Raw genomic sequence first — 23,078 nt, forward strand, 5'->3', positions numbered from 1 at the left:
CTCGTCCCACCGAGCCGCAGGAGGCTGACAGGTGTCGAGCGCAGCCAAGCAGGAGGCAGTTCAGGAAGGGGCGGTCCCGGAGCAGGCGGCCCCGGAAGGGGTCGCTCCGGGCGGTGGGGCGTCCGCGCACCCCGCCGCCGTGCTGAACGGCGCGCATCACGAGGCGCCGGCCGTGGCGGTGTGGCCGGGCGCCCCGACCCCGCTCGGGGCGCGCTTTCGCGTGGGCCCCGACGGCGTCGCGGGCACCAACTTCGCGCTGTGGGCGGGCGGGGCGGAGGCGGTGGAGCTGTGCCTCTTCGACGAACTCGGCGTGGAGAGCCGGGTTCCGCTCACCGAGCTGACGCACGAGATCTGGCACGGCTTCGTGCCCGGGTCCATGCCGGGGCAGCGCTACGGCTACCGGGTGCGCGGCCGCTGGGACCCGTGGACCGGCGCCCGCTGGAACCCGGCCAAGCTGCTCCTGGATCCGTACGCCCGCGCGGTGGACGGCGACTTCAGCCTGCCGCCCGAGGTGTACGCGCATGTGCGCGACTGGCCCCAGCAGCAGGTCGCGGACACCGTGCGCGACGACCGGGACTCCGCGCCGTACGTCCCCAAGGGCGTCGTCGTGCACGATGACGACGACTGGTCGGACGACCGCCGCCCCAAGACACCGTGGGCGGACTCGGTGATCTACGAGATGCACGTGCGCGGATTCACCAAGCTGCATCCGGGGATTCCGGAGGAACTGCGGGGCACCTACGCCGGGTTGGCGCACCCGGCCGCGATCGAGCACCTCGTGAAGCTCGGCGTGACCGCCGTCGAGCTGCTTCCGGTGCATCAATTCGCCCACGAGGACCATCTGTTGAGGAAGGGGCTGCGCAACTACTGGGGCTACAACTCGATCGGCTACTTCGCCCCGCACGCGGCCTACGCGGCGTCCGGGACGACGGGCGAGCAGGTCGGCGAGTTCAAGCGCATGGTGCGCGCCCTGCACGCCGCCGGGATCGAGGTCATCCTCGACGTGGTCTACAACCACACCGCGGAGGCGGGTGAGCTGGGCCCGATGCTGTCGTTGCGCGGCATCGACAACCGGGGCTACTACCGGCTCCAGCCGGACGCCCGGAGGTACGCGGACTACACGGGCTGCGGCAACACCCTGCACGTCGTGCAGCCGCACGTACTGCGGCTGATCACCGACTCGCTGCGCTACTGGGTGACGGAGATGGGGGTGGACGGCTTCCGCTTCGATCTGGCCGCCGCGCTGGCGCGGTCGATGCACGACGTCGACATGCTGTCGCCGTTCCTGGCCGTCATCGCCCAGGACCCGGTGCTGCGGCGGGTGAAGCTGATCGCGGAGCCCTGGGACGTGGGCTCGGGCGGCTACCAGGTGGGCGCGTTCCCGCCGCTGTGGACGGAGTGGAACGACCGCTACCGCAATGCCGTACGGGACTTCTGGCGGGGCGCGCTGCCGGACGTACGGGATCTCGGGTACCGCCTGTCGGGGTCGAGCGACCTGTACGCGTGGGGCGGGCGGCGGCCGTACGCCTCGGTGAACTTCGTGACGGCCCACGACGGCTTCACCCTGCGCGACCTGGTCTCCTACGAGCGCAAGCACAACGAGGCGAACGGGGAGGGCAACCGGGACGGCACGGACGACAACCGCGCCTGGAACTGCGGGGCCGAGGGCGAGACGGACGACGAGCGCGTACGGGCCCTGCGGCGACGGCAGTTGAGGAACCTGCTGACGACGCTGCTGCTGTCGACGGGCGTGCCGATGCTGGTCGCGGGCGACGAACTCGGGCGCACGCAGCGGGGCAGCAACAACGCGTACTGCCAGGACAACGAGATCAGCTGGGTCGACTGGAGCCTGCTGGAGGAGCCGGGCTGGCGGGCCCTGTTCGACCTCACCTCCCGGCTGATCGAGCTGAGGCACCGTCACCCGGTGCTGCGGCGACGGGCGTTCTTCTCGGGGCGGGCCCACTCGGCGGACGGGCTGCGGGACCTGGCGTGGTTCACGGCGCGGGGCACCGAGATGACGGAACGGGACTGGTACGCCCCCGCCGCCACGCTCGGCATGTACCTCTCCGGGCGGGACATCCCCGGCCGCGACGAGCGGGGCGCGCCCTTCCTCGACGACAGCTTCCTGGCGGTCCTGCACGCCGGGGACCGGCCGGCGAGCTTCGTCCTGCCGGGGCCGCCGTGGGCGGAGCGGTACGAGGTGGTCGTCGACACCTCGCGGGAGGAGCAGGGAGCGGCGCCGGGCGTGACGCACCGGGCGGGGGCGACGATCACGGTGCCGGCGCGGGCCGTGCTGTTGTTGCGGGTGTCCGGGTGACCTCCTGATCAGCCCAGGATTCCCCGGTCGTACGCCACCGCCACCGCGGCCGCCCGGTCCTTGACGCCCAACTTGGCGTACAGGTGGGTGAGATGGGTCTTCACGGTCGCCTCGCTGATGAAGAGTTCGCGGGCGATCTCTCGGTTGGAGGTGCCCTTGGCGACCAGGGCGAGCACTTCGCGCTCGCGGGCGGAGAGCGACTCGTTGCCGGGAGCCCCGGGGGCGCGGACCGCGGAGACCAGGCGGGAGGCGACGGCCGGGGAGAGGACGGTGCGGCCCTGCGCCGCCGCGCGGACGGCGGTGAACAGCTCGTCGCGCGGGGCGTCCTTGAGCAGGTAGCCCGTGGCGCCCGCCTCGATCGCGGGGAGCGTGTCGGAGTCGGTGTCGTACGTGGTGAGGACGAGGACCTTCGCCCGGGCACCGTCGCGCGTCAGTCGGGCGATGGCCTCGACCCCGCCGCCGCCCGGCATGCGCAGGTCCATCAGGACCACGTCCGGGTCGAGAACCGCGGTCCGTTCGACCGCCTCGACGCCGTTCGACGCCTCGCCGAGGACCCGGAATCCGGGCTCGGACTCGAACATGCCGCGCAGACCGTCCCGTACGACGGGATGGTCGTCTACGACGAGCAGGGTGATCAGGGCGTCATCCGTCATGGCGGACCAACGGTACGCGAGCCGACACCGCCGTGCCGTGCCCCGGCTCCGATTCGACGGCGAGGGAGCCCACGATGCGCTCGGCACGGGCCCGCATGCCGTCGAGGCCGAAGCCGCCGCTGCCGGTGCGGGCGGGGACGGCGAGCGGGTCGAAGCCCCGGCCGTCGTCACGGATGTCGAGGACGACCTCGTCGCCCATGAAGCTCAGCGTGACCCCGGCGCGGGTGGCCGCCGCGTGCCGGGCGGCGTTGGACAGGGCTTCCTGGGCGATGCGCAACAGGGTGGCCGATACCTCGTCGTGGAGTTGTTCGGCGGTGCCGGTGACGGTGAACTCGGCGCGGACACCGGTGCGTTCGCCCCATTCGGCGACCGTGCTCCTGAGCGCCTCGGGCAGGCCGTTGTCGGCGAGGGCCACCGGGGCGAGGTTCTGCACGGAGCGGCGGGCCTCGCCGAGGCTGTGCCGGGCGAGGTCGGCGGCGCGTTCGAGGTGCTCCCGGGCGGCGGCCGGGTCGGGGGTGCCCGCGACGACCTGGAGCTGGGCGATGATCCCGGTCAGGCCCTGCGCGATCGTGTCGTGGATCTCGGCGGCGAGACGGCGGCGTTCGTCCGCGACCCCGGCCTCCCGCGCCTGGACGAGGAGTTGGGCGTGCAGGGCGGCGTTCTCGTCGAGGGCCTGCTGCAACGCCGTGTTGGTGCGTTCGAGTTCGGCGATGGTGTCGGTCTGGACGCGGGTGCGCTCGTCGTCCTGGGCGGCGAGGCGGCTGAAGACGACGAGCAGGCCGACGTTGACGCCGAGCACCAGGCCGAAGCCGAGCCAGAGCACCCCGCTCTGCGGCGGCATCCCGCCGACCTGGGCGCCGGCCATGGTGACGGCGGTGGCAAAGAGACCCAGCCTCACCAGGCGGGGACGCAGCAGCCGGCCGACGTCGTAGTACCCGGCGACGGCGTAGAAGGCGAAGAAGGGGTTGAGCCAGCAGAGGGCGAAGCCGAGGGCCCAGCGGACCGAGTAGTAGACGGTGCCCGCCGTGGACGGACCCGGCCGGCTCCGCGCCGCCCTGCCCCACACCAGCTGAAGGGCGAGTGCCGTGAGCACAAGGACGGCGCATGCGTACTCCTCGCCCCTGGCCATGCCCACGGCGGCGGCCGAGACGGCGCAGGCGAGGGTCCCGACGGCCAGCAGCCCGTACGGCGCCCAGCGGTGGAACGCCGCCCGCCGCGGCGCGACCATCACGTCGTGCGCCCTGGTCGCGATGCCCGGCATCGCGGTCATGACCGCCGTCGTACCGCCCGCCCGTGCTCCGTCGGTCACGGCCCCCTCCACCCCCGCCTTGTCCGCCATGGCCCCAGTCTCGTGCACGGCCGGGGTCACTCCCAGCGGAACCAGCGCGTCGCCGCGCCGGACAGCAGCAGGATCCACATCACCAGCACACCCAGGTGGGTCCAGCCCGGCCAGTGGCCCGCCGCCGCCCGGTTCAGGGCCTCGGCGGCGGCACCGAACGGCGTGTACCCGACGATCCGGGCGAGGGTGTCCGGCATGGCCTGCACCGGCAGCCACACGCCCGCGCAGAACATCATCGGGAAGAACACGGCCGACCCGATCGCCCCCGCGATCTTCGTCGTACGGGACAGGGCGGAGACCACCCCGCCGAGCGCGAGGGCGACGAGCACGGCGAGCAGCAGGGCCAGCGCGTAGCCGAAGGGCTGCTTCGGCAGGCGTACGTCGAAGGCGATCCTGCCGACCGCGAGGGCGGACAGCGCCGACGCCAGGGCGGCCCCTCCGTAGACCAGCATCTGCGCGGACAGCAGGGCGCCCGGCCGTACGGGCGTGGCGGACATCCGGCGCAGGATGCCGCGCTCGCGGTAGCCGGTGAGGGTCTGGGGCATCGACTGGAGCCCTCCCACGATCAGGCCGACCAGCACGGTGACCGGTACGTACGCGTCGACCGGCCGCAGCCCGCCGTAGGAGGAGTCGGCCTCGCGGAAGGACGGGATGGAACCGAGGATCACCAGGAGGAGGGTGGGGAACAGCATGACCCAGAAGAGGGCGGCCGGTTCGCGGCGGAAGAGCCGGATCTCGGTGCGCAGGACGGCGGGGTTCAGGGCGGTTTTCCTTGCGGAGTTCGCGGTGGTGTTCACGGCGGGGTTCGCGAGGGTGCTCATGCTGCGGTCTCCGTCAGGTCGAGGAACGCGTCGTCCAAGGTGGCGTCGGTGACGCGGAGTTGGTGGGCGGTGACGCGATGGCGGGCGAGCAGCGTGATGACCGCGTTGACCGTCTCGTCGGTGCCGGACAGGGTGAGGCGGCCGTCCTTGTGCTCGACGGACGCGAGGGCGGGGAGCGTGTTCAGGTCACGCTCGTCCAGCGGGGCGGACGGCGTGAAGCTGATGACCGTGGAGCCCGCCGAGCGGCGGATCAGTCCGGCCGGGGTGTCAAGGGCGGCGACCCGCCCCTGGTCGATCACGGCGATCCGGTCGCACAGCCGCTGCGCCTCCTCCATGAAGTGCGTGACGAGGAGGACGGTGACACCGCTCGCGCGGACGTCCTCGATGAGTTGCCAGGTGTCACGGCGGGCCCGTGGGTCCAGGCCGGTGGTCAGCTCGTCGAGGACGACGACCCGGGGGTCGCCGACGAGGGCGAGCGCGATGAACAGGCGCTGTTTCTGGCCACCGCTGAGCTTGGCGAAGCGCGTGCCGAGCTGCGCGGTGAGGCCGAGGCGTTCGGCGAGCGGGCGCCAGTCGGCCGGGCGCGGATAGAAGGCGGCGTACAGCTCCAGCGCCTCGCGGACGGTGAGCTTCGCCTGGAGTTCGCTCTCCTGGAGCTGGGCTCCGAGGACGCGGGCGACCTTCTCGTGGTCGGCGACCGGGTCGAGTCCGGTGACGCGGACGCGGCCGGCGTCGGGGACGCGCAGGCCCTCGACACACTCGACGGTGGTGGTCTTGCCGGCGCCGTTCGGGCCGAGGATCCCGAAGATCTCGCCCTCCTCGACGGCGAAGGAGACACCGTCGACGACGGTCCGGCCGCCGTAGGACTTGCGCAGTCCGCTGACTTCGATGACGGGTGTGGCTGACATGCTTCGAGAATCCCGGCCCAGCGGGTCCCGGCACATCGGCCATCGCGCTCGAAGGGGCATCAGCCGATCGGTTGATGCGGGGGTACGACTCCGGGGGATCTCGGGGTTCGATCCCTCGAACGTGCAGGTCGTAGGACCAAGGACCGGACTCGGTCCGGCCAAAACTCGGTGGGCGTTGTCAGTGCCGATCCGTAGGCTCGCCCCTGATGCCCACGACACGTGCAACCACCAAGGATCACTCCGCCGTACGGACGCTGCTGCGCCTGTGGCCGTATGTGCGGCCGGTACGGCTGCGGCTGTTCACCGCCGCCTTCGTGGCGGTCGTGGCATCGTGTCTGGGTTTGGTGATCCCGCTCGTCCTGAAGTGGCTCGTGGACGGGCCGGTGGCCGACCGGGACACCCGGGGCATCTGGCTGGGCGCGCTGTATCTGCTGCTGCTCGGGGTCGCGGAGGCGCTGCTGTTCGGTCTGCGGCGTTGGCTGGTGGGACGGCCGCTGGCGAGTGTCGAGGCGGGGATGCGGGCGGATCTCTACCGGCATCTCCAGCGGCTGCCGGTCGCCTTCCACGACCGGTGGGCCTCGGGGCAGTTGCTCTCCCGCGGCACGACCGACCTGATGCTGCTGCGCATGTTCCTCGCCTTCCCGCTGACGTTCCTGCTGGTCAACGCGGTGACGATCGTGGTGGGCGTGACCATCATGCTGCTCCAGGACTGGACGCTGGGCCTGGTGATCCTCGGTCCGGGCATCCCGGTGATGATCATGTGCTCGCTGTTCGAGGGGCGGTACGCGAAGGTGGCCCGGCGGGCCCAGGACCAGGTCGGTGATCTGACGACGGTCGTCGAGGAGAGCGTGCTCGGCATCCGGATCATCAAGGGGTTCGGGCAGCACCGCAGCCAGGCCCGCGCGTTCCGGGACCTCTCGTCGACCCTGCGCGGCACGGAGTTCGACAAGGCGCGGCTCCTCGCCGCCATCTGGGCCGTCATCGTCACCCTGCCCGAACTCGCCATCGGCGCCGCCCTCGTCGTCGGCACCGTCCAGGTCGCCGACAACGACCTCTCGGCCGGCACCCTGGTCGCCTTCCTCTCCACCGCCCTCGCCCTGCGCTGGCCCGTCGAGTCCATCGGCTTCCTGCTCGCCATGAGCCAGGAGGCGGCCACGGCGACGGAGCGGTTCTTCGAGGTGATGGACGAGGAGCCCGAGCCGGCGGACACCCCGGCACCGCGGGTGCCCGCCGCGGCGGCCGACGGCGGACTCCGCTTCCACGACGTCCGGTTCCGTTACCCCGACGCCCCCGCCGACGCGGCCCCCGTCCTCGACCGCGTCGACCTGCACATTCGCCCCGGCGAGTCGATGGCCCTGGTGGGCGCGACCGGCACCGGGAAGACGACGCTCACCGCGCTCGTCCCGCGGCTGCACGAGGTGACGTCCGGCCGGATCACGCTGGACGGCACGGACATCACGGCGATGCCCCGGGCCCGGCTGCGCGAGCTCGTCGCCGTCGCCTTCGAGGAGCCCACCCTCTTCTCGGCGGGCGTCGGCGAGAACGTCCTCATGGGCGCCCCGGACGCCGCGGGAGAAGCGGAGCTGGAGCGGGCGCTGGCCGTCGCACAGGCCGACTTCGTGCACGCGCTGCCGCACGGCACGGCCACCCAGGTCGGCGAGCAGGGCCTGAGCCTGTCCGGCGGGCAGCGCCAGCGTCTCGCCCTGGCCAGGGCCGTCGTCGGCCGCCCCCGCTTCCTCGTCCTGGACGACCCGCTCTCCGCCCTCGACGTCCACACGGAGGCCGCGGTGGAGGCCGCGCTGCGCCGCGTGCTCGACGGGACGACCGCCCTGATCGTGGCCCACCGCCCGTCCACGGTGCTGCTCGCCGACCGCGTGGCCCTGCTCTCCGGCGGCCGCATCGCGGCGGTCGGCACCCATCACGAACTGCTGCGCACCAACGCCGAGTACGCCTGGCTGATGTCGGGCAGCGAGGAGGACCACCGATGACGGCGCCGACGAAGACCGCGCCGGACAAGGACCCGGACAAGGGCAGCGGCGATGAGCGGGGGCCCGTCGGTGAACCGGCCGACCACGGCGACCCCTTCGACCGCGACGCCCTCCCCACGCCTGAGGGAGCGACGGCCGCGCTGCTGCGCTCCCTGCTGGCCCCGCTCAGGTCGCGCGTCGTGCTCACCACGGTGCTGCTCCTGGTCCAGCAGGCGGCGGTGCAGACGGGCCCGCTGCTGGTGGCGTACGCCATCGACCGCGGGGTACCGGCGTTCCGCCGGGGCGACCACGGGCCGCTGATCGCGGTGGGCGTGGCGTACGCGCTGTCCGCGGTGCTCTCCGGCGCCCTGCAGTACGCGTTCATCCGGGCGTCCGCGCGGGTCAACCAGGACGTGCTGCTCGATCTGCGCGGCCGGATCTTCCGCCACGCGCAGGCGCTGAGCATCGACTTCCACGAGCGCTACACCTCGGGCCGGCTGATCTCCCGCTCCACCACGGACGTCGAGTCACTGCGCGAACTCCTCAGCGAGGGCCTGCAGGAACTCGTCATGGTCATCCTGTCGTTCGGCTACATCTCGGCGATGCTGCTCTGGCTGGACCTGGGCCTCGGCGCGGCGGCGGTGGCCTCGTTCGTCCCGTTGTATCTGCTCATCCGGCTCTACCGGCGCCGTGTGGACCGGATCTTCCAGCTGCGTTCCACCGCGATCGCCGGGGTCATCGTGAAGTTCGCGGAGACGATGAACGGCATCCGCCCGGTGCGCGCGTTCCGGCGCGAGGACGCCAACGACGCGGACTTCCGCGTACTGAACCAGCGCCACGAACGCGTCAACGGCGATGCCATCCTGGAGATGGCCCGCTATGTCACCGGCTCCCGCCTGGTCGCCAACACGGCGGTGGCGGGCATCGTGCTGTGGGGCGCCTACCGGGTGGCGGACGACTCGCTGGAGCTGGGTGTACTGGCGGCGGCGGTGCTGTATCTGCGCCGGCTCTACGACCCCATCGACCGCCTCGGCATGTTCCTCAACTCCTACCAGTCGGCGGCGGCCTCGCTGGAGAAGATCGCCGGGCTGCTCGCCCAGACGCCGTCGGTGCCGGAGCCGTCCGAGCCGCGCCCGCTGCCCGCCCTGGAGTCCGAGCACCCGGGCCGGGAAGTGGTCTTCGACGACGTGCGCTTCGCCTACCGCACCGGCGGCGAGGTCCTGCCGCACTTCTCCCTCACCCTGCCCGCCGGGCAGACCGTGGCCGTGGTCGGCTCGACGGGCGCCGGCAAGTCGACGCTCGCCAAGCTGCTGGCCCGCTTCTACGACCCCTCCGACGGGCGGGTCCTCCTCGACGGCGTCGACCTGCGTGAGCTGTCGGTGCCCGAACTGCGGCGCGGCGTGGTGATGGTGACCCAGGAGGCGTTCCTGTTCTCCGGCACGGTCGCCGAGAACATCGCGATCGGCCGCCCCGACGCGTCCCGCAAGGACATCGAGCAGGCGGCCAAGGCGATCGGCGCCCACGACTTCATCAGCTCACTGCCCGAGGGCTACGACACCGACGTACGCAAGCGGGGCGGCCGTATCTCGGCGGGCCAGCGCCAACTGGTCGCGTTCGCACGGGCGTTGCTCGCCGACCCGGCGGTCCTGATCCTGGACGAGGCGACCAGTTCGCTGGACATCCCCGGCGAACGGGCCGTGCAGCGGGCCATGTTGACCGTCCTGCGAGGCCGTACGGCGGTGGTCATCGCCCACCGGCTGTCCACGGTGGAGATCGCGGACCGGGTGCTGGTCATGGAGCACGGCCGGATCGTCGAGGACGGCAGCCCGGACCGGCTCGTCGCGGACACCGGAAGGTTCGCGGACCTGCACCGGGCGTGGCGCGACAGCCTGGTGTAGCGGACACGGGTGCTTGAGGGTCGAGGGGGATCGGATGATTGACGCGTACGGGGATCCGGGCAGGCCCGACTGTCGCAGCGGCGGCCGCTACCTGTGGTGGCTGGTCACCCGGCAGCCGGGGCGCGCCGTCGCCGGGGCGCTGCTCGGCAGCATCTGGCTGGTGCTGATGGCGGTGGCGCCGTACCTGCTGTCCCGTGCGATCGACGACGGTCTGGAGCCGGGCGACCAGGCGGCGCTGGCCGGCTGGGCCGCCGTCCTGTTCGGTGTCGGGGCGTTCAACGCCTGGCTGAGCATCATGCGCCACCGCACGATGACCCGGGTCCGGATGGACGCCAACTTCCGTACGGTGAAGGTCGTCGTGGGGCAGGCGGTCCAGCTCGGCGCCGCGCTGTCGCGCCAGGTCGGGGCCGGGGAGGTCGTCACGATCGGCGTGGGCGACGTCCAGACGATCAGCCAGTCGCTGACCGTCGTCGGCCCGGGGGTGGGCGCCGCCGTCTCCTATCTGTTCGTCACGGGGCTACTGCTGTCGGTGTCGCCGCTGCTGGCCGGGGTCATCCTGCTGGGCCTGCCGGTGGTGATCGTGGTGGTGGGTCCGCTGATGGGGCGGCTGCAGAGCACGGAGACCGCGTACCGCGAACGGCAGGGCGTGCTGACCGCGCGGATCGGCGATCTCGCGGGCGGGCTGCGGGTCCTCAACGGGCTGGGCGGCAAGGGGCTGTTCGCCGACGCCTTCGAGCGGGACTCGCAGCGGCTGCGGGCGCAGGGGTACCGGGTCGGGGCGGTGACCAGCTGGATCCAGGCACTGGGCATCGGGCTGCCGACGGTGTTCCTCGCGGTGGTGACCTGGCTGGCGGCCCGGCTGGCCGCCGAGGGGGACATCACCGTCGGCGAGTTGGTGTCGGTGTACGGCTACGTCGCGGTCGTGGTGCCGATGGTGGCGTTCTTCATCGAGTGCGGCTACCAGATCAGCCGCGGTCTGGTGGCGGCACGACGGGTCGTACGATTCCTGCGGCTGGAGCCGCTGGAGAGCACCGGCACGCGGGACGCGCCGGCCGAGCCGTCGGCACTGCACGACCCGGAGTCCGGGGTGCGGGTGCTGCCCGGGCGGCTGACCGCGCTGGCCGGTGCCCGTCCCGCCGAGTCCGCGGCCGTGCTCGACCGCCTGGGCCGGTACGCCCCGTCGGCGGCGACCTGGGGTTCGGTGCCGCTCGACGAGATCGCCCTGCCGCGGCTGCGCGAGCGGATCCTGCTCGCGGACCACGAGGCCGACCTGTTCGCGGGCCCGCTGCGCGACCTTGTCGGCGGGCGCCGGAACCCGGGCGAGGACGAGCTCACGCGGGCCGTGCACGCGGCCGTCGCCGACGACATCGTGCAGGGCCTGCCCGACGGGTTCGACGCGGCGATCGACGCGCAGGGCCGCAACCTCTCCGGCGGCCAGCGACAGCGCGTCCGGCTGGCCCGGGCGCTGCTGGCCGACCCCGAGGTACTGCTCGCCGTCGAGCCGACCTCGGCGCTCGACGCCCACACGGAGGCCACCGTCGCGGACCGGCTGCGCGCGGCGCGGAGCGGCCGTACGACCGTCGTCACCACCACCTCCCCGCTGGTCCTCGACCGCGCGGACACCGTGTACTTCCTGGTCGACGGCAAGGTCGCCGCGAGCGGCAGCCATGCCCGGCTGCTCACCGAGCAGCCCGGATACCGCGCGCTGGTCGCCCGGGACGAGGACGCCGAGGACGCCGCAGACGCCGGAACCACGAAGGACGCCGAGGACGCCGAGGAGGTCGTACGGTGACGCGGGCGACGGAACCTCCGAGGGAGGCGTCGGGGCATCTGCCCGTCGCCGAGCAGGCCGATGTGCGGCGGGCGGCGCTGCGGCTGCTGCGGGCCGACCGGCGGGCGTTCGCCGCCCTGCTCGCGCTGAACGCGCTGGCGGCCGGTGCCGGTCTCGCCGGGCCGTGGCTGCTCGGGCGCATCATCGACGACGTCCGGTCGGGCGGCGGCGTCGCCGCCGTGGACCGGCTGGCGCTGGTCATCCTGCTGTGCGCGCTCGTGCAGCTGCTGCTGGCGCGCTGGGCCCGGTACGTGGGGCACCGCTTCGGCGAGCGGACGCTGGCGCGGGTGCGCGAGCAGTTCGTCGAGCGGACCCTCGCGCTGCCCGCGTCGGTCGTGGAGCGGGCCGGTACCGGCGACCTGACGGCGCGCGGCACGGCCGACGTCGCCATGGTCGGCGCCACGCTGCGCGACGCCGGGCCCGAACTGCTCATCGCCTCCGTGCAGGCGCTGTTCATCCTCGGCGCGGTCTTCGTCATCAATCCGCTGCTGGGCGGCTGCGGAGTGGTCGGTCTGGTCGGGATCTGGTTCGCGCTGCGCTGGTATCTGCGCCGGGCGCGTGCCGCCTATCTCGCGGAGGGCGCGGCCGTTTCGGACGTCGCCGAGATCCTCTCGGCCACCGCGTCGGGCGCCCGCACGGTCGAGGCCTTCGGGCTCCAGGAGCACCGGGTGGCCGCGAGCCGGGAGGCCCTGGAGACGTCCCGGCGTACGCGGCTGTACACGCTGTTCCTGCGCAGCGTGTTCTTCCCTGCCGTGGAGGTGTCGTACATCGTCCCGGTGGCGGGGGTGCTGCTGCTCGGCGGCGCGCTGCACGCGCGGGGCGCGATGAGCCTGGGTGCGGTGGTCGCGGCCGCCCTGTATCTGCGCCAGCTCAGCGATCCGCTCGACACCATCCTGATGCGGGTCGAGCAGTTGCAGAGCAGCGGCGCCTCTTTCGCCCGCGTCGAGGGGCTGGCCCGCGCGCCGCGGGCCGGGGCCGCCGACTCCCCGGTGCCGGACGGCGACCTGATCGACGTACGCGATGTGCGGTACGCGTACGACCGCGGGGGCGAGGTCCTGCGCGGGATCGACCTGACCGTGCGACCGGGGGAACGGCTGGCGCTCGTCGGCCCGTCCGGCGCGGGCAAGACCACCCTGAGCAGGCTGCTGTCGGGCGTCGACCGGCCGACCTCGGGCACCGTGACGGTGGGCCGGGTGCCGGTCGCCGATCTGGGCCCCGAACAGCTGCGCCGGCAGGTCGTGCTGGTCACCCAGGAGCATCATGTGTTCCTCGGCACCGTCCGCGACAACCTGCTGATCGCCGAACCGTCCGCCACCGACCCCGAGTTGTGGGCGGCGCTCGCCGCGGTCGACGCCGCCGGGTGGGTGGCCGAGCTGCCGGACGGCCTGGACACCCCGCTGGGCTCGGAGGCGCTCTCCCCGGATTCCGGCTCGGCGCGGCCGGGCGGGACGGCTGTCACCGACGGCTCGCAGGCTCAGCAACTCGCCCTGGCCCGAGTGGTGCTGGCGGACCCGCACACGCTGATCCTCGACGAGGCCACGGCTCTGCTCGACCCGGCGACCGCCCGCCACACGGAGCGCGCGCTGGCCGCCGTACTCGCGGGCCGCACCGTCATCGCCGTCGCGCACCGTCTGCACACCGCGCACGACGCGGACCGCGTGGCCGTGATGGAGGACGGCCGCCTCACCGAACTCGGCACGCACGACGACCTGGTGGCCGCGGACGGCGCGTACGCGGCGCTGTGGCGCTCGTGGCACGGCGACGGTCACACGCACGACTGAGCGAAGGCGCGTCCGACGCGCACGACTGAGCGAAGGCGCGTCCGACGCGCACGACCGAGCCGAGGTACGAGTGACGCGCACGACCGAGCGAGGGCGCGAGTGACGCGCACGACTGAAGCCAAGGACCGCGGTCGGGTGTGCGTCGTCACGCCCGGCCGTACTCGTTGCCCCTCGCACCCCGGCCACCTCTCTGGCCAACTCCCGTCACACCGCGGCACCTCGCCGGCCCCCTCCGTCGACGCGCTTCCGCCCCCGTCCGACTTGGGGATTGTTCAACTCTGTGCGTACGGCAGCCAACAAGTCCGTATACCGAACATGACTCCCCGGACAACGGACCAATTCTGGCCAACATGTTGATGCGGTCCTGACAGATGATGCGATCTCCTGCCACTCTTCCCACGGCCACTCCACAGCAACCTCACAGTCCCATCGCTGTGCCGTGTCCGCTTCACCCCATGCACCTGTTTCTGCGTACTTCCCTGTTGTGCCCGGACGGGTCACCCTCCGTCCGGTCTCCCCTGGCCGTGCGACCCGCGGCCACGCAGAAGGAGTCAGTGTTGAGCAGCAGTTCCTCCCACAGACGCACCTCCCACACCCAGCGCCGGATCGCGGGCGTCGCCCTCGTCGGCGTCACCGCCCTGCTGGCCGCGGCCGTACAGTCGGGCGCCGCGAGCGCCGCCCCGGCACAGGCACCGTCGGCGGGCAAGATCAACCCCGGCGCCGTCGCCCTCAAGCTCACCCCCTCGCAGCGCGCCGAGCTGATACGCGACGCCAACGCGGCCAAGGCGGACACCGCCAAGGACCTGGGCCTCGGGGCGAAGGAGTCGCTCGTCGCCCGTGACGTCATCAAGGACGCCAGCGGCACCGTCCACACCCGCTACGAGCGGACCTACGACGGTCTCCCGGTCCTCGGCGGCGACCTGGTCGTCGACACCGCGAAGTCGGGCAAGACCGGGCACGTCTACAAGGCGACCAAGGCCGCCATCAAGGTCGCCTCGGTCAAGCCGCAGATCACCGCCGCGAAGGCCGAGAAGCAGGCGCTGTCCGCCGCGAAGGCCGCCGGCTCCAAGTCCACCGACGCGGACCGGGCACCGCGCAAGGTGATCTGGGCGGGCAACGGCACGCCGACCCTGGCGTACGAGACCGTCGTCGGCGGCCTCCAGGACGACGGCACCCCCAACCAGCTGCACGTCATCACCGACGCCGCCACCGGCAAGAAGCTCTTCGAGTACCAGGGCATCAAGAACGGCATCGGCAACACGCAGTACAGCGGCCAGGTGTCCCTGACGACCACCCAGTCGGGGTCGAACTTCACGCTGAACGACAGCGCGCGCGGCGCCCACAAGACGTACAACCTGAACCACGGGACGTCGGGCACCGGCACGCTGTTCTCGCAGACCAGCGACACGTGGGGCAACAGCACCACGTCGAACGCCGCGACCGCGGGCGCCGACGCGCACTACGGTGCCGCGGAGACGTGGGACTTCTACAAGAACACGTTCGGCCGCAGCGGCATCAAGAACAACGGTGTGGGCGCGTACTCCCGGGTGCACTACGGCAACGCGTACGTCAACGCGTTCTGGGACGACACCTGCTTCTGCATGACGTACGGCGACGGCTCCGGCAACGCCGACCCGCTGACCTCGCTGGACGTGGCCGGCCACGAGATGAGCCACGGTGTCACCTCCAACACCGCCGGTCTCAACTACAGCGGTGAGTCCGGCGGCCTGAACGAGGCCACCTCGGACATCTTCGGCACCGGCGTGGAGTTCTACGCGGGCAACTCGACCGACGTGGGCGACTACCTCATCGGCGAGAAGATCGACATCAACGGCGACGGCACCCCGCTGCGCTACATGGACAAGCCCAGCAAGGACGGCGGCTCCGCCGACTCCTGGTACTCGGGCGTCGGCAACCTCGACGTGCACTACTCGTCGGGTGTCGCCAACCACTTCTTCTACCTGCTGAGCGAGGGCAGCGGCGCCAAGGTCATCAACGGCGTCAGCTACAACTCGCCCACCTCCGACGGCCTGCCGGTCACCGGCATCGGCCGCGACAAGGCGCTGCAGATCTGGTACCGCGCGCTCACCACGAAGTTCACCTCGACCACCAATTACGCGTCGGCCCGCACGGGCACGCTGGCGGCGGCGGGCGAGCTGTACGGCACCACGAGCGCCGAGTACACGGCCGTGCAGAACGCGTGGGCCGGTGTGAACGTGGGCTCGCGGCCCGGCGGTGGCGGCGGTGGCGGTACGTCGTTCGAGAACACGGCCGACGTATCAATTCCGGACAACGGCGCGGCGGTCACCTCGTCGATCACGGTCAGCGGCCGCACCGGCAACGCGCCGACGAACCTCGCCGTCGCGGTGGACATCATCCACACCTGGCGCGGCGACCTCGTCGTCGACCTGGTGGCCCCGGACGGCTCGGTCTACAACCTGAAGGCGTTCAGCTCCTCCGACTCGGCGGACAACGTCCAGACGACCTACACGGTCAACGCTTCCTCCGAAGTCGCCAACGGTACCTGGAAGTTGAGGGTCCAGGACAAGGCGGCACAGGACACCGGCTACATCAACAGCTGGAAGCTGACCTTCCCGTAAACCCTGGCTCGACACAGGGCAAAGTGCAGGGCGCCGTCCCGGAGGTTCAACTCCCCGGGGCGGCGCCCTCTTTGCCATGCCCTGACCTCGACTTGATTGCCGCCTTACCAAGATCAGACGGGTCGGCTGCGACCCCCACCCTTCACCCGATGGTTGATTTTCAGACAAGATCTAGTCGGGGTCATGACATTTATGTGCCCCTGATGTCACTCTTCCACCGCACGGCTCACCCGCACCGCAACTTCACACCGCCCGTACGACCACCCCACGTCGTCCGGGCGCCCCCACACGAGGAGCTTGCGTGACCCAGTTCTACGCGCGTCACAAGCGCACCACTCTGGCCATCGCCACCGCTGTCGCGGCCGGAGCCCTGCTCACCACCGGTATGACCACCGGTGCCTCCGCCCAGAACGCCGCCTCGGCCTCGGGCACCGCCGCCCCGGTCCAGCTGTCCGCGGCCGCGCGCACCGCCCTGATCCAGAAGGCGGACGCAGGCACGGCCGCCACGGCTCAGCAGATAGGCCTCGGTGCCAAGGAGAAGCTGGTCGTCAAGGACGTCGTCAAGGACGCCGACGGCACGGTGCACACGCGCTACGAGCGCACCTACGCCGGACTCCCGGTCCTCGGCGGCGACCTGGTCGTCCACCAGAAGCCGGGCAAGGCCGAGACCGTGACCAAGGCGACGACGAAGACCATCAAGGTGGCCTCCCTCAAGCCGCAGATCGCCGTCGCCAAGGCCGAGAAGCAGGCCCTGACCGCGGCGCAGGCCGCGGGCTCGGCGAAGACCGCCGCGGACGGCGCCCGCAAGGTGATCTGGGCCGGCAACGGCACCCCCACCCTGGCGTACGAGACGATCGTCGGCGGCCTCCAGGACGACGGCACCCCCAACCGTCTGCACGTCATCACCGACGCCGCCACCGGCAAGAAGCTCTTCGAGTACCAGGGCATCGAGAACGCGACGGGCACCGGCAAGACGCTGTACTCGGGCACGGTCAGCCTCACCACCAGCCTCTCGGGCACGACGTACTCGCTGACCGACGCCTCGCGCGGCGGCCACAAGACGTACAACCTGAAGCACACCACCAGCACGGGCACCGGCACCCTGTTCACCAACACCACGAACACGTGGGGCACGGGCGCCGCCTCCAGCTCCACCACCGACGTGACCGCGGCCGCCGACGCCGCCTACGGCGCGCAGGAGACCTGGGACTTCTACAAGAGCACGTTCGGCCGCAGCGGCATCAAGAACGACGGTGTCGGCGCCTACTCCCGCGTCCACTACGGCAGCTCGTACGTCAACGCCTTCTGGGACGACGACTGCTTCTGCATGACGTACGGCGACGGCGACAGCAACACGCACCCGCTGACGTCGCTGGACGTGGCCGGCCACGAGATGAGCCACGGCGTCACCGCCAACACCGCCGGTCTCAACTACAGCGGTGAGTCCGGCGGCCTGAACGAGGCGACCTCCGACATCTTCGGCACGGGCGTCGAGTTCTACGCGGCGAACTCGAACGACGTCGGTGACTACCTCATCGGCGAGAAGATCGACATCAACGGCGACGGCTCCCCGCTGCGCTACATGGACAAGCCCAGCAAGGACGGCGGCTCGAAGGACTCCTGGTCCTCGACCCTGGGCAACCTCGACGTGCACTACTCGTCGGGTCCGGCCAACCACTTCTTCTACCTGCTGTCCGAGGGCAGCGGCGCGAAGACGATCAACGGGGTCAGCTACAACTCCCCGACGTCCAACGGCTCCACGGTCACCGGCATCGGCCGCGCCAAGGCGCTGCAGATCTGGTACAAGGCGCTGACGACGTACTTCACCTCGTCGACCAACTACAAGGCGGCGCGCACCGGCACGCTCTCGGCTGCGAGCGCCCTGTACGGCTCCGGCAGCACCGAGTACAACGCGGTGGCGGCGGCCTGGTCGGCGGTCAACGTCAGCTAGTCGGTACCTGACCGACGCTGGGCGGTACCCGGAGAGAAGGCAACTCCGGGTACCGCCCTAGGCTGTCCCCCATGCTCTCCCCGGACACCCCCTTCAGCTACGAGGACGTGGGCGCCACCCGCGACGGCCGCTGCCCGCCCGGGTTCCACCCCCTCCACGTGCGCGCCCGCATCGGCGAGGGCGAGGCCGTCTTCCGTACGGCGGCCGACGCCGTCATGACCTGGGAGATGCACCGCGCGCTGGGCGTCGGCATCACCGCGGACGCCGACAAGGCCGCCCCCGGCGTCCATGTCACCGTCGCCCTCGGCCCCCTCATCAAGGCCCCCTGCCGCATCGTCTGGACGGTCGAGGAGTACCGCCGCACCGGCTGGGCCTACGGCACCCTCCCCGGCCACCCCGAGTGCGGCGAGGAGTCCTTCATCATCGAACGCACCGGCGACGGCACGGTCTGGCTCACCGTGACCGCCTTCAGCCGCGCAGCCAAGTGGTACGCCCGCGCGGGCGGCCCGGCCACGCGCGGGTTGCAGCACGCGTACGCACGGCGATGCGGGGCGGTACTGCGGAAGATGTGCGCGCCGTACGAGGAGTAGGCCCAGCCGCGCTGCGAGAAGCGGGCCCGTCTCACCGCATCAGAACCCCCGCCCCCTCCCCCGTCTCCTCCGAAGGCACCGCCACCAACCCCAACTCCGCGCTGGAGGCGAGGAGTCGGTGGGTCGGGAGGATGCGGACCGTGTAGCCGAAGGGGCCGGTGCGGTCCAGGGACAGGGGGCCCTCGTAGAGCCAGCGGCCCTCGTGGTCGGGGCCGCCCGCCGGTTTGAGGGGGACGCAGGTCGCGTCCGCGATGCCGTCGTCGGAGTCGACGCGACCGGAGACGGCCTGGACCTCGACGTCGTCCGGCCCCAACTCCCCCAGACCCACCCGCACATGCAGCGAAAGGGTCGTGCCGAGTTCGGCCGTGCTCGTGGCGACGGACGCCTCCACGTGGTCGACCTTCACGTGGTGCCAGCCCGTGCGCACCCGGCCCTTCCATGCGGCCAGCTCGCGGGCCGGGTCCGGGGACAGGGCGCGGTGGGCGTGGGCGGCCGGGGTATAGAGGCGCTCCACGTATTCGCGGACCATGCGGCCCGCCAGGACCTTGGGGCCGAGATGCGTGAGGGTCTGGCGGACCATCTCGATCCAGCGGTCCGGCAGGCCGCCCTGGCCGTGCTCGTAGAAGCGCGGGGTGACCCGCTGTTCGAGGAGGTCGTAGAGGGCGGCGGCCTCCAGGTCGTCACGGCGGTCGTCATCCGTCGCCGTGCCGTCCGCCGTCGGGATCGCCCAGCCGAAGTCGGGCTGGAACCACTCGTCCCACCAGCCGTCCAGGACGGAGAGGTTGAGGCAGCCGTTGAGGGCGGCTTTCATGCCGGAGGTGCCGCAGGCCTCCAGGGGGCGGAGCGGGTTGTTGAGCCAGATGTCGCAGCCCGGGTAGAGCTTCTGCGCCATCGCCATGCCGTAGTCGGGCAGGAACACGATCCGGTGGCGTACGCGCGGGTCGTCGGCGAACCGGACCAGCTCCTGGATCAGGCGCTTGCCTCCGTCGTCCGCCGGGTGCGCCTTGCCCGCGATCACGATCTGGATCGGGCGATCGGGGTGCAGGAGCAGGTCCATCAGACGGTCGCGGTCGCGCAGCATCAGCGTCAGGCGCTTGTAGGAAGGGACGCGGCGCGCGAAGCCGATGGTCAGTACGTCGGGGTCCAACACGCCGTCGATCCAGCCGAGTTCGGCCGTGCCCGCGCCGCGCTGGCGCCAGGACGCGTGCAGGCGTTCGCGCACCTCCACCACCAACTGCTCCCGCAGCACCCGACGCAGGTCCCAGATCTCCTGGTCGGCGATGTCCGCCACCGCGTCCCAGCGGTCCGAGGCGCCCACCGTCAGCGCGTCCTCGGTGCGCTGCGCGCCGATCTGCCGGGCGCCGAGGCGGAACACCTCCGGTGCCACCCAGGTCGGGGCGTGCACACCGTTGGTCACGGAGGTGATCGGCACCTCCTCCGGGTCGAAGCCCGGCCAGAGCCCGGAGAACATCTCCCGGCTGACCTGACCGTGCAACAGGGAGACCCCGTTGGCGCGTTGACCGAGCCGGAGCCCCATCACCGCCATGTTGAAGAGGTTCGGCTCGCCTCCCGGATAGGTCTCCATGCCCAGCCGCAGGATGCGTTCGACGTCCATGCGCGGGAGTTCGGCGTCGCTGCCGAAGTGGCGGGCGACCAGCTCCCGGTCGAAGCGGTCGATGCCGGCGGGGACCGGGGTGTGCGTGGTGAAGACGGTGCCGGCCCGGACCGCCTCCAGCGCCGCGTCGAAGTCCAGCCCCCCGTCGGCGAGTTCGGCGATCCGCTCCAGGCCGAGGAACCCCGCGTGCCCCTCGTTGGTGTGGAACACCTCGGGCTGCGCATGGCCGGTGAGACGGCAGTACGTCCGTACGGCGCGCACTCCTCCTATGCCCAGCAGCATCTCCTGGAGGAGCCGGTGCTCGCTGCCGCCGCCGTAGAGCCGGTCGGTGACACCGCGCTCGCCGAGGTCGTTCTCCTCGACGTCCGAGTCGAGCATGAGCAGCGGGACCCGGCCGACCTGGGCGAGCCAGATGCGGGCGTGCAGCGCGCGGCCGCCGGGCAGCGCCAGGGAGACCTGGGCAAGGGTGCCGTCGCTTTCGCGCAGCGGGGCGACGGGCAGTTCGTTGGGGTCGAGGACGGGATAGTGCTCCTGCTGCCAGCCGTCGCGCGACAGGGACTGGCGGAAGTAGCCGTGCCGGTAGAGAAGGCCGACGCCGATCAGTGGGACGCCCAGGTCGCTGGCCGCCTTCAGATGGTCTCCGGCGAGGATGCCGAGGCCGCCGGAGTACTGGGGCAGCGCGGCCGTGATGCCGAACTCCGGCGAGAAATAGGCGATGGCGGCGGGCAGATCGGTGGTCTGGGCCTGGTACCAGCGGTCGCCGGTCACATAGTCGCGCAGGTCGTCGGCGGCCGTCGTCAGCCTGCGCAGGAAGCGGCGGTCCTCAGCGAGCTCCGCGAGGCGCGCCGTCGGCACACTGCCGAGCAGCCGTACCGGGTCGCCGTCGGACGCGGCCCAGTGCTCGGGATCCACGGACTGGAAGAGATCGCGTGTCTCGGCATGCCAGGACCAGCGGAGGTTGCGCGCCAGGTCACTGAGCGGGTGAAGGGCTTCGGGAAGTACGGGACGGACGGTGAGTCTGCGGATTGCCTTCACAGCGGCCACCTTCACGAAGGACGTACGCGGCAGTGCGGTCCGAGCGGCGCCGGGGAGGTGCGGACGCGTTCCCGTGCCGGGCGGCGTGGGGACGTGCCCGAGCTTCCTCGGGTCCGCTCAAGGGCGCACCTCGTCGTGCGCCCTTCGTCACTACGACGGTAGCGGCGCGGACGCCGATCCAACTACGGCGCATCGCCGCCCCGGACACCCGGCTTGAGCGCCACCTTGGCGACTTCGGCGGAAAACTGCCGCAACCATCACGTGTACCCCATGAGCGATATGGCTGATTCCGCCTGCCTGTGCGTTCTTGTGATGCTTCACGACACACGAGAGGCTGCCAGCGGTGGCGTACCGGACCGTGTGGGCCAGACGTGGCGAACCACGGCCGTCGTACGCCCCGTTGAGGAGGGGAACTCAAGCCATGGCACGGACGCGAGAGAGGCGTCTGCGCTGGGCGGGGGGCCTTGCCGCCGTCACCACGGCCGCGGCACTTTCGGCCATCACCCTGCCCGCGCACGCCGCCCCCGAGGGGCAGATACTCGGCGCCGGCGATCCCGGTTCCGTCGGCGGAAGCTACATCGTGACGCTCAAAGGGAGTACGAAGGCTCCGTCGGCGGCGGGTAAAGGCATCGTCGAGAAGTATGGGGCGAGAATCAGCCACACGTACGGCACGGCCCTGAACGGCTATGCCGTGAAGGTCAACGAGCGGCAGGCGCGGCGGCTCGCGGCGGACTCCCGCGTGGCCTCGGTCGTCCAGGACACCCGGGTCGCGCTGGACCACTTCCAGAGGAACCCGCCGTCCTGGGGCCTCGACCGCATCGACCAGAAGCGCCTGCCGCTCGACAAGGGCTATACATGGCCCGAATCGGCGGGCGCAGGCGTGACCGCGTACGTCATCGACACCGGCATCCGGATCACGCACAAGGACTTCGGGGGCCGGGCCAGTTACGGCTGGGACTTCGTCGGCAACGACAAGTCCGCGGGGGACGGCAACGGGCACGGCACGCATGTCGCCGGCACGATCGTCGGCACGAAGTACGGCGTGGCGAAGAAGGCGAAGGTCGTCGCGGTCCGCGTCCTCGACAACGCGGGTTCGGGTACGACCGCGCAGGTCATCGCGGGTATCGACTGGGTGACCCGGCACGCGCACAAGCCCGCGGTGGCGAACCTGAGCCTGGGCGGTTACGCCAACCGCCAGCTCGACGCGGCGGTGCGCAACTCGATCGCGTCGGGCGTCACGTACGCCGTCGCGGCGGGCAACGACGGGCTGCCGGCGAACCTGTACTCCCCCGCCCGGGTCAAGCAGGCGCTCACCGTGGGCGCCAGCGACAAGGCGGACGCGCGGGCGGGCTTCTCCAACACGGGTGCCGCGCTGGACCTGTTCGCGCCGGGCGTGGCGATCACCTCGGCGTCGTACGCGAGCGACACGGGGAAGGCGATCTTCTCCGGTACGTCGATGGCGAGTCCGCACGTCGCGGGCGCCGCCGCGCTCTATCTCGCCGACCACCCTCGGGCGGCTCCGGCCGACGTGAGCAAGGCTCTGGTAAAACATGCCGCTTCGGGGAGAATTTCGGACGCGGGCCCCGGCTCGCCGAACAAGCTCCTCCAAGTCGACAATTCATAACCGTGCGGGGGCGAAACTCGCCAACCACCCAGGTCAACGGCCTCGGGTGAGCGGTTGTGACACGTACCGGCCTCGTCCTCACCGGACGAGGCCGGTCTTGTGTGCAGACATACGCGTGAGTAGTTAACAAAGTGCCGGAATGCGCACC

General features: G+C 71.5%; 14 protein-coding genes. 9 read left to right on the plus strand and 5 right to left on the minus strand.

What is annotated here, in order from left to right; translation table 11 throughout:
- Positions 1-31: 31 nt before the first annotated feature.
- Positions 32-2,317: a glycogen debranching protein GlgX gene (glgX, locus tag AB5J56_RS14645; RefSeq protein WP_369233149.1), complete on the plus strand. Its 2,286-nt coding sequence runs from the start codon at positions 32-34 to the stop codon at positions 2,315-2,317.
- A gap of 8 nt (positions 2,318-2,325) precedes the next feature.
- Here the strand turns inward: glgX and AB5J56_RS14650 are convergent, their stop codons facing one another.
- From AB5J56_RS14650 to AB5J56_RS14665, 4 genes are all read right to left on the minus strand, one after another.
- Positions 2,326-2,970, minus strand: coding sequence for a response regulator (locus AB5J56_RS14650; RefSeq protein ID WP_369233150.1), 645 nt, complete (start codon positions 2,968-2,970; stop codon positions 2,326-2,328).
- The gene (locus AB5J56_RS14655; protein ID WP_369242551.1) at positions 2,960-4,198 is read right to left on the minus strand and encodes a sensor histidine kinase; all 1,239 of its coding nucleotides are present in this window, start codon (positions 4,196-4,198) and stop codon (positions 2,960-2,962) included. The genes AB5J56_RS14650 and AB5J56_RS14655 overlap by 11 nt, the downstream gene beginning before the upstream one ends.
- A gap of 137 nt (positions 4,199-4,335) precedes the next feature.
- Positions 4,336-5,070: an ABC transporter permease gene (locus tag AB5J56_RS14660; RefSeq protein WP_369242553.1), complete on the minus strand. Its 735-nt coding sequence runs from the start codon at positions 5,068-5,070 to the stop codon at positions 4,336-4,338.
- Between the two features lie 56 nt (positions 5,071-5,126).
- A complete protein-coding gene (locus tag AB5J56_RS14665) occupies positions 5,127-6,038 on the minus strand; it encodes an ABC transporter ATP-binding protein (RefSeq protein WP_369233151.1) in 912 nt (303 codons plus the stop codon).
- A 206-nt stretch (positions 6,039-6,244) separates the two neighbouring features.
- Here AB5J56_RS14665 and AB5J56_RS14670 point away from each other — a divergent pair, with 206 nt between their 5' ends.
- From AB5J56_RS14670 to AB5J56_RS14700, 7 genes are all read left to right on the plus strand, one after another.
- On the plus strand, positions 6,245-8,026 hold the full coding sequence (locus AB5J56_RS14670; RefSeq protein ID WP_369233152.1) for an ABC transporter ATP-binding protein: 1,782 nt from the start codon (positions 6,245-6,247) through the stop codon (positions 8,024-8,026).
- On the plus strand, positions 8,023-9,903 hold the full coding sequence (locus tag AB5J56_RS14675; protein ID WP_369233153.1) for an ABC transporter ATP-binding protein: 1,881 nt from the start codon (positions 8,023-8,025) through the stop codon (positions 9,901-9,903). Before AB5J56_RS14670 ends, AB5J56_RS14675 begins: the two co-directional genes overlap by 4 nt.
- A gap of 34 nt (positions 9,904-9,937) precedes the next feature.
- The gene (locus tag AB5J56_RS14680) at positions 9,938-11,695 is read left to right on the plus strand and encodes an ABC transporter ATP-binding protein (protein WP_369233154.1); all 1,758 of its coding nucleotides are present in this window, start codon (positions 9,938-9,940) and stop codon (positions 11,693-11,695) included.
- Positions 11,692-13,515, plus strand: a complete 1,824-nt coding sequence (locus AB5J56_RS14685; protein ID WP_369233155.1) for an ABC transporter ATP-binding protein — start codon at positions 11,692-11,694, stop codon at positions 13,513-13,515. Before AB5J56_RS14680 ends, AB5J56_RS14685 begins: the two co-directional genes overlap by 4 nt.
- Before the next feature lie 557 nt (positions 13,516-14,072).
- Positions 14,073-16,115 carry a M4 family metallopeptidase gene (locus AB5J56_RS14690; protein WP_369233156.1) on the plus strand — a complete coding sequence of 681 codons (2,043 nt, stop codon included), beginning with the start codon at positions 14,073-14,075 and terminating at the stop codon, positions 16,113-16,115.
- 301 nt (positions 16,116-16,416) lie between these two features.
- Positions 16,417-18,066, plus strand: coding sequence for a M4 family metallopeptidase (locus tag AB5J56_RS14695; RefSeq protein ID WP_369233157.1), 1,650 nt, complete (start codon positions 16,417-16,419; stop codon positions 18,064-18,066).
- A 71-nt stretch (positions 18,067-18,137) separates the two neighbouring features.
- Positions 18,138-18,656 carry a DUF1990 family protein gene (locus tag AB5J56_RS14700; RefSeq protein ID WP_369233158.1) on the plus strand — a complete coding sequence of 173 codons (519 nt, stop codon included), beginning with the start codon at positions 18,138-18,140 and terminating at the stop codon, positions 18,654-18,656.
- 31 nt (positions 18,657-18,687) lie between these two features.
- On the opposite strand, the gene glgP is transcribed toward AB5J56_RS14700, so the two are convergent.
- Positions 18,688-21,306 carry an alpha-glucan family phosphorylase gene (gene glgP, locus AB5J56_RS14705; protein ID WP_369233159.1) on the minus strand — a complete coding sequence of 873 codons (2,619 nt, stop codon included), beginning with the start codon at positions 21,304-21,306 and terminating at the stop codon, positions 18,688-18,690.
- A gap of 421 nt (positions 21,307-21,727) precedes the next feature.
- Between glgP and AB5J56_RS14710 the strand changes: the two genes are divergently transcribed.
- Positions 21,728-22,930, plus strand: coding sequence for a S8 family peptidase (locus AB5J56_RS14710; protein WP_369233160.1), 1,203 nt, complete (start codon positions 21,728-21,730; stop codon positions 22,928-22,930).
- Positions 22,931-23,078: the final 148 nt, after the last annotated feature.

This window comes from Streptomyces sp. R21, assembly GCF_041051975.1.
In the GTDB taxonomy this organism is placed as follows: domain Bacteria; phylum Actinomycetota; class Actinomycetes; order Streptomycetales; family Streptomycetaceae; genus Streptomyces.

Coding starts and splice junctions, on each gene's coding strand:
- AB5J56_RS14665 (WP_369233151.1), bottom strand. CDS start 6,038: ATGTCAGCCACACCCGTCATCGAAGTCAGCGGACTGCGCAAGTCCTAC.
- AB5J56_RS14650 (WP_369233150.1), bottom strand. CDS start 2,970: ATGACGGATGACGCCCTGATCACCCTGCTCGTCGTAGACGACCATCCC.
- AB5J56_RS14710 (WP_369233160.1), top strand. CDS start 21,728: ATGGCACGGACGCGAGAGAGGCGTCTGCGCTGGGCGGGGGGCCTTGCC.
- AB5J56_RS14680 (WP_369233154.1), top strand. CDS start 9,938: ATGATTGACGCGTACGGGGATCCGGGCAGGCCCGACTGTCGCAGCGGC.
- AB5J56_RS14700 (WP_369233158.1), top strand. CDS start 18,138: ATGCTCTCCCCGGACACCCCCTTCAGCTACGAGGACGTGGGCGCCACC.
- AB5J56_RS14675 (WP_369233153.1), top strand. CDS start 8,023: ATGACGGCGCCGACGAAGACCGCGCCGGACAAGGACCCGGACAAGGGC.
- AB5J56_RS14670 (WP_369233152.1), top strand. CDS start 6,245: ATGCCCACGACACGTGCAACCACCAAGGATCACTCCGCCGTACGGACG.
- AB5J56_RS14655 (WP_369242551.1), bottom strand. CDS start 4,198: ATGGTCGCGCCGCGGCGGGCGGCGTTCCACCGCTGGGCGCCGTACGGG.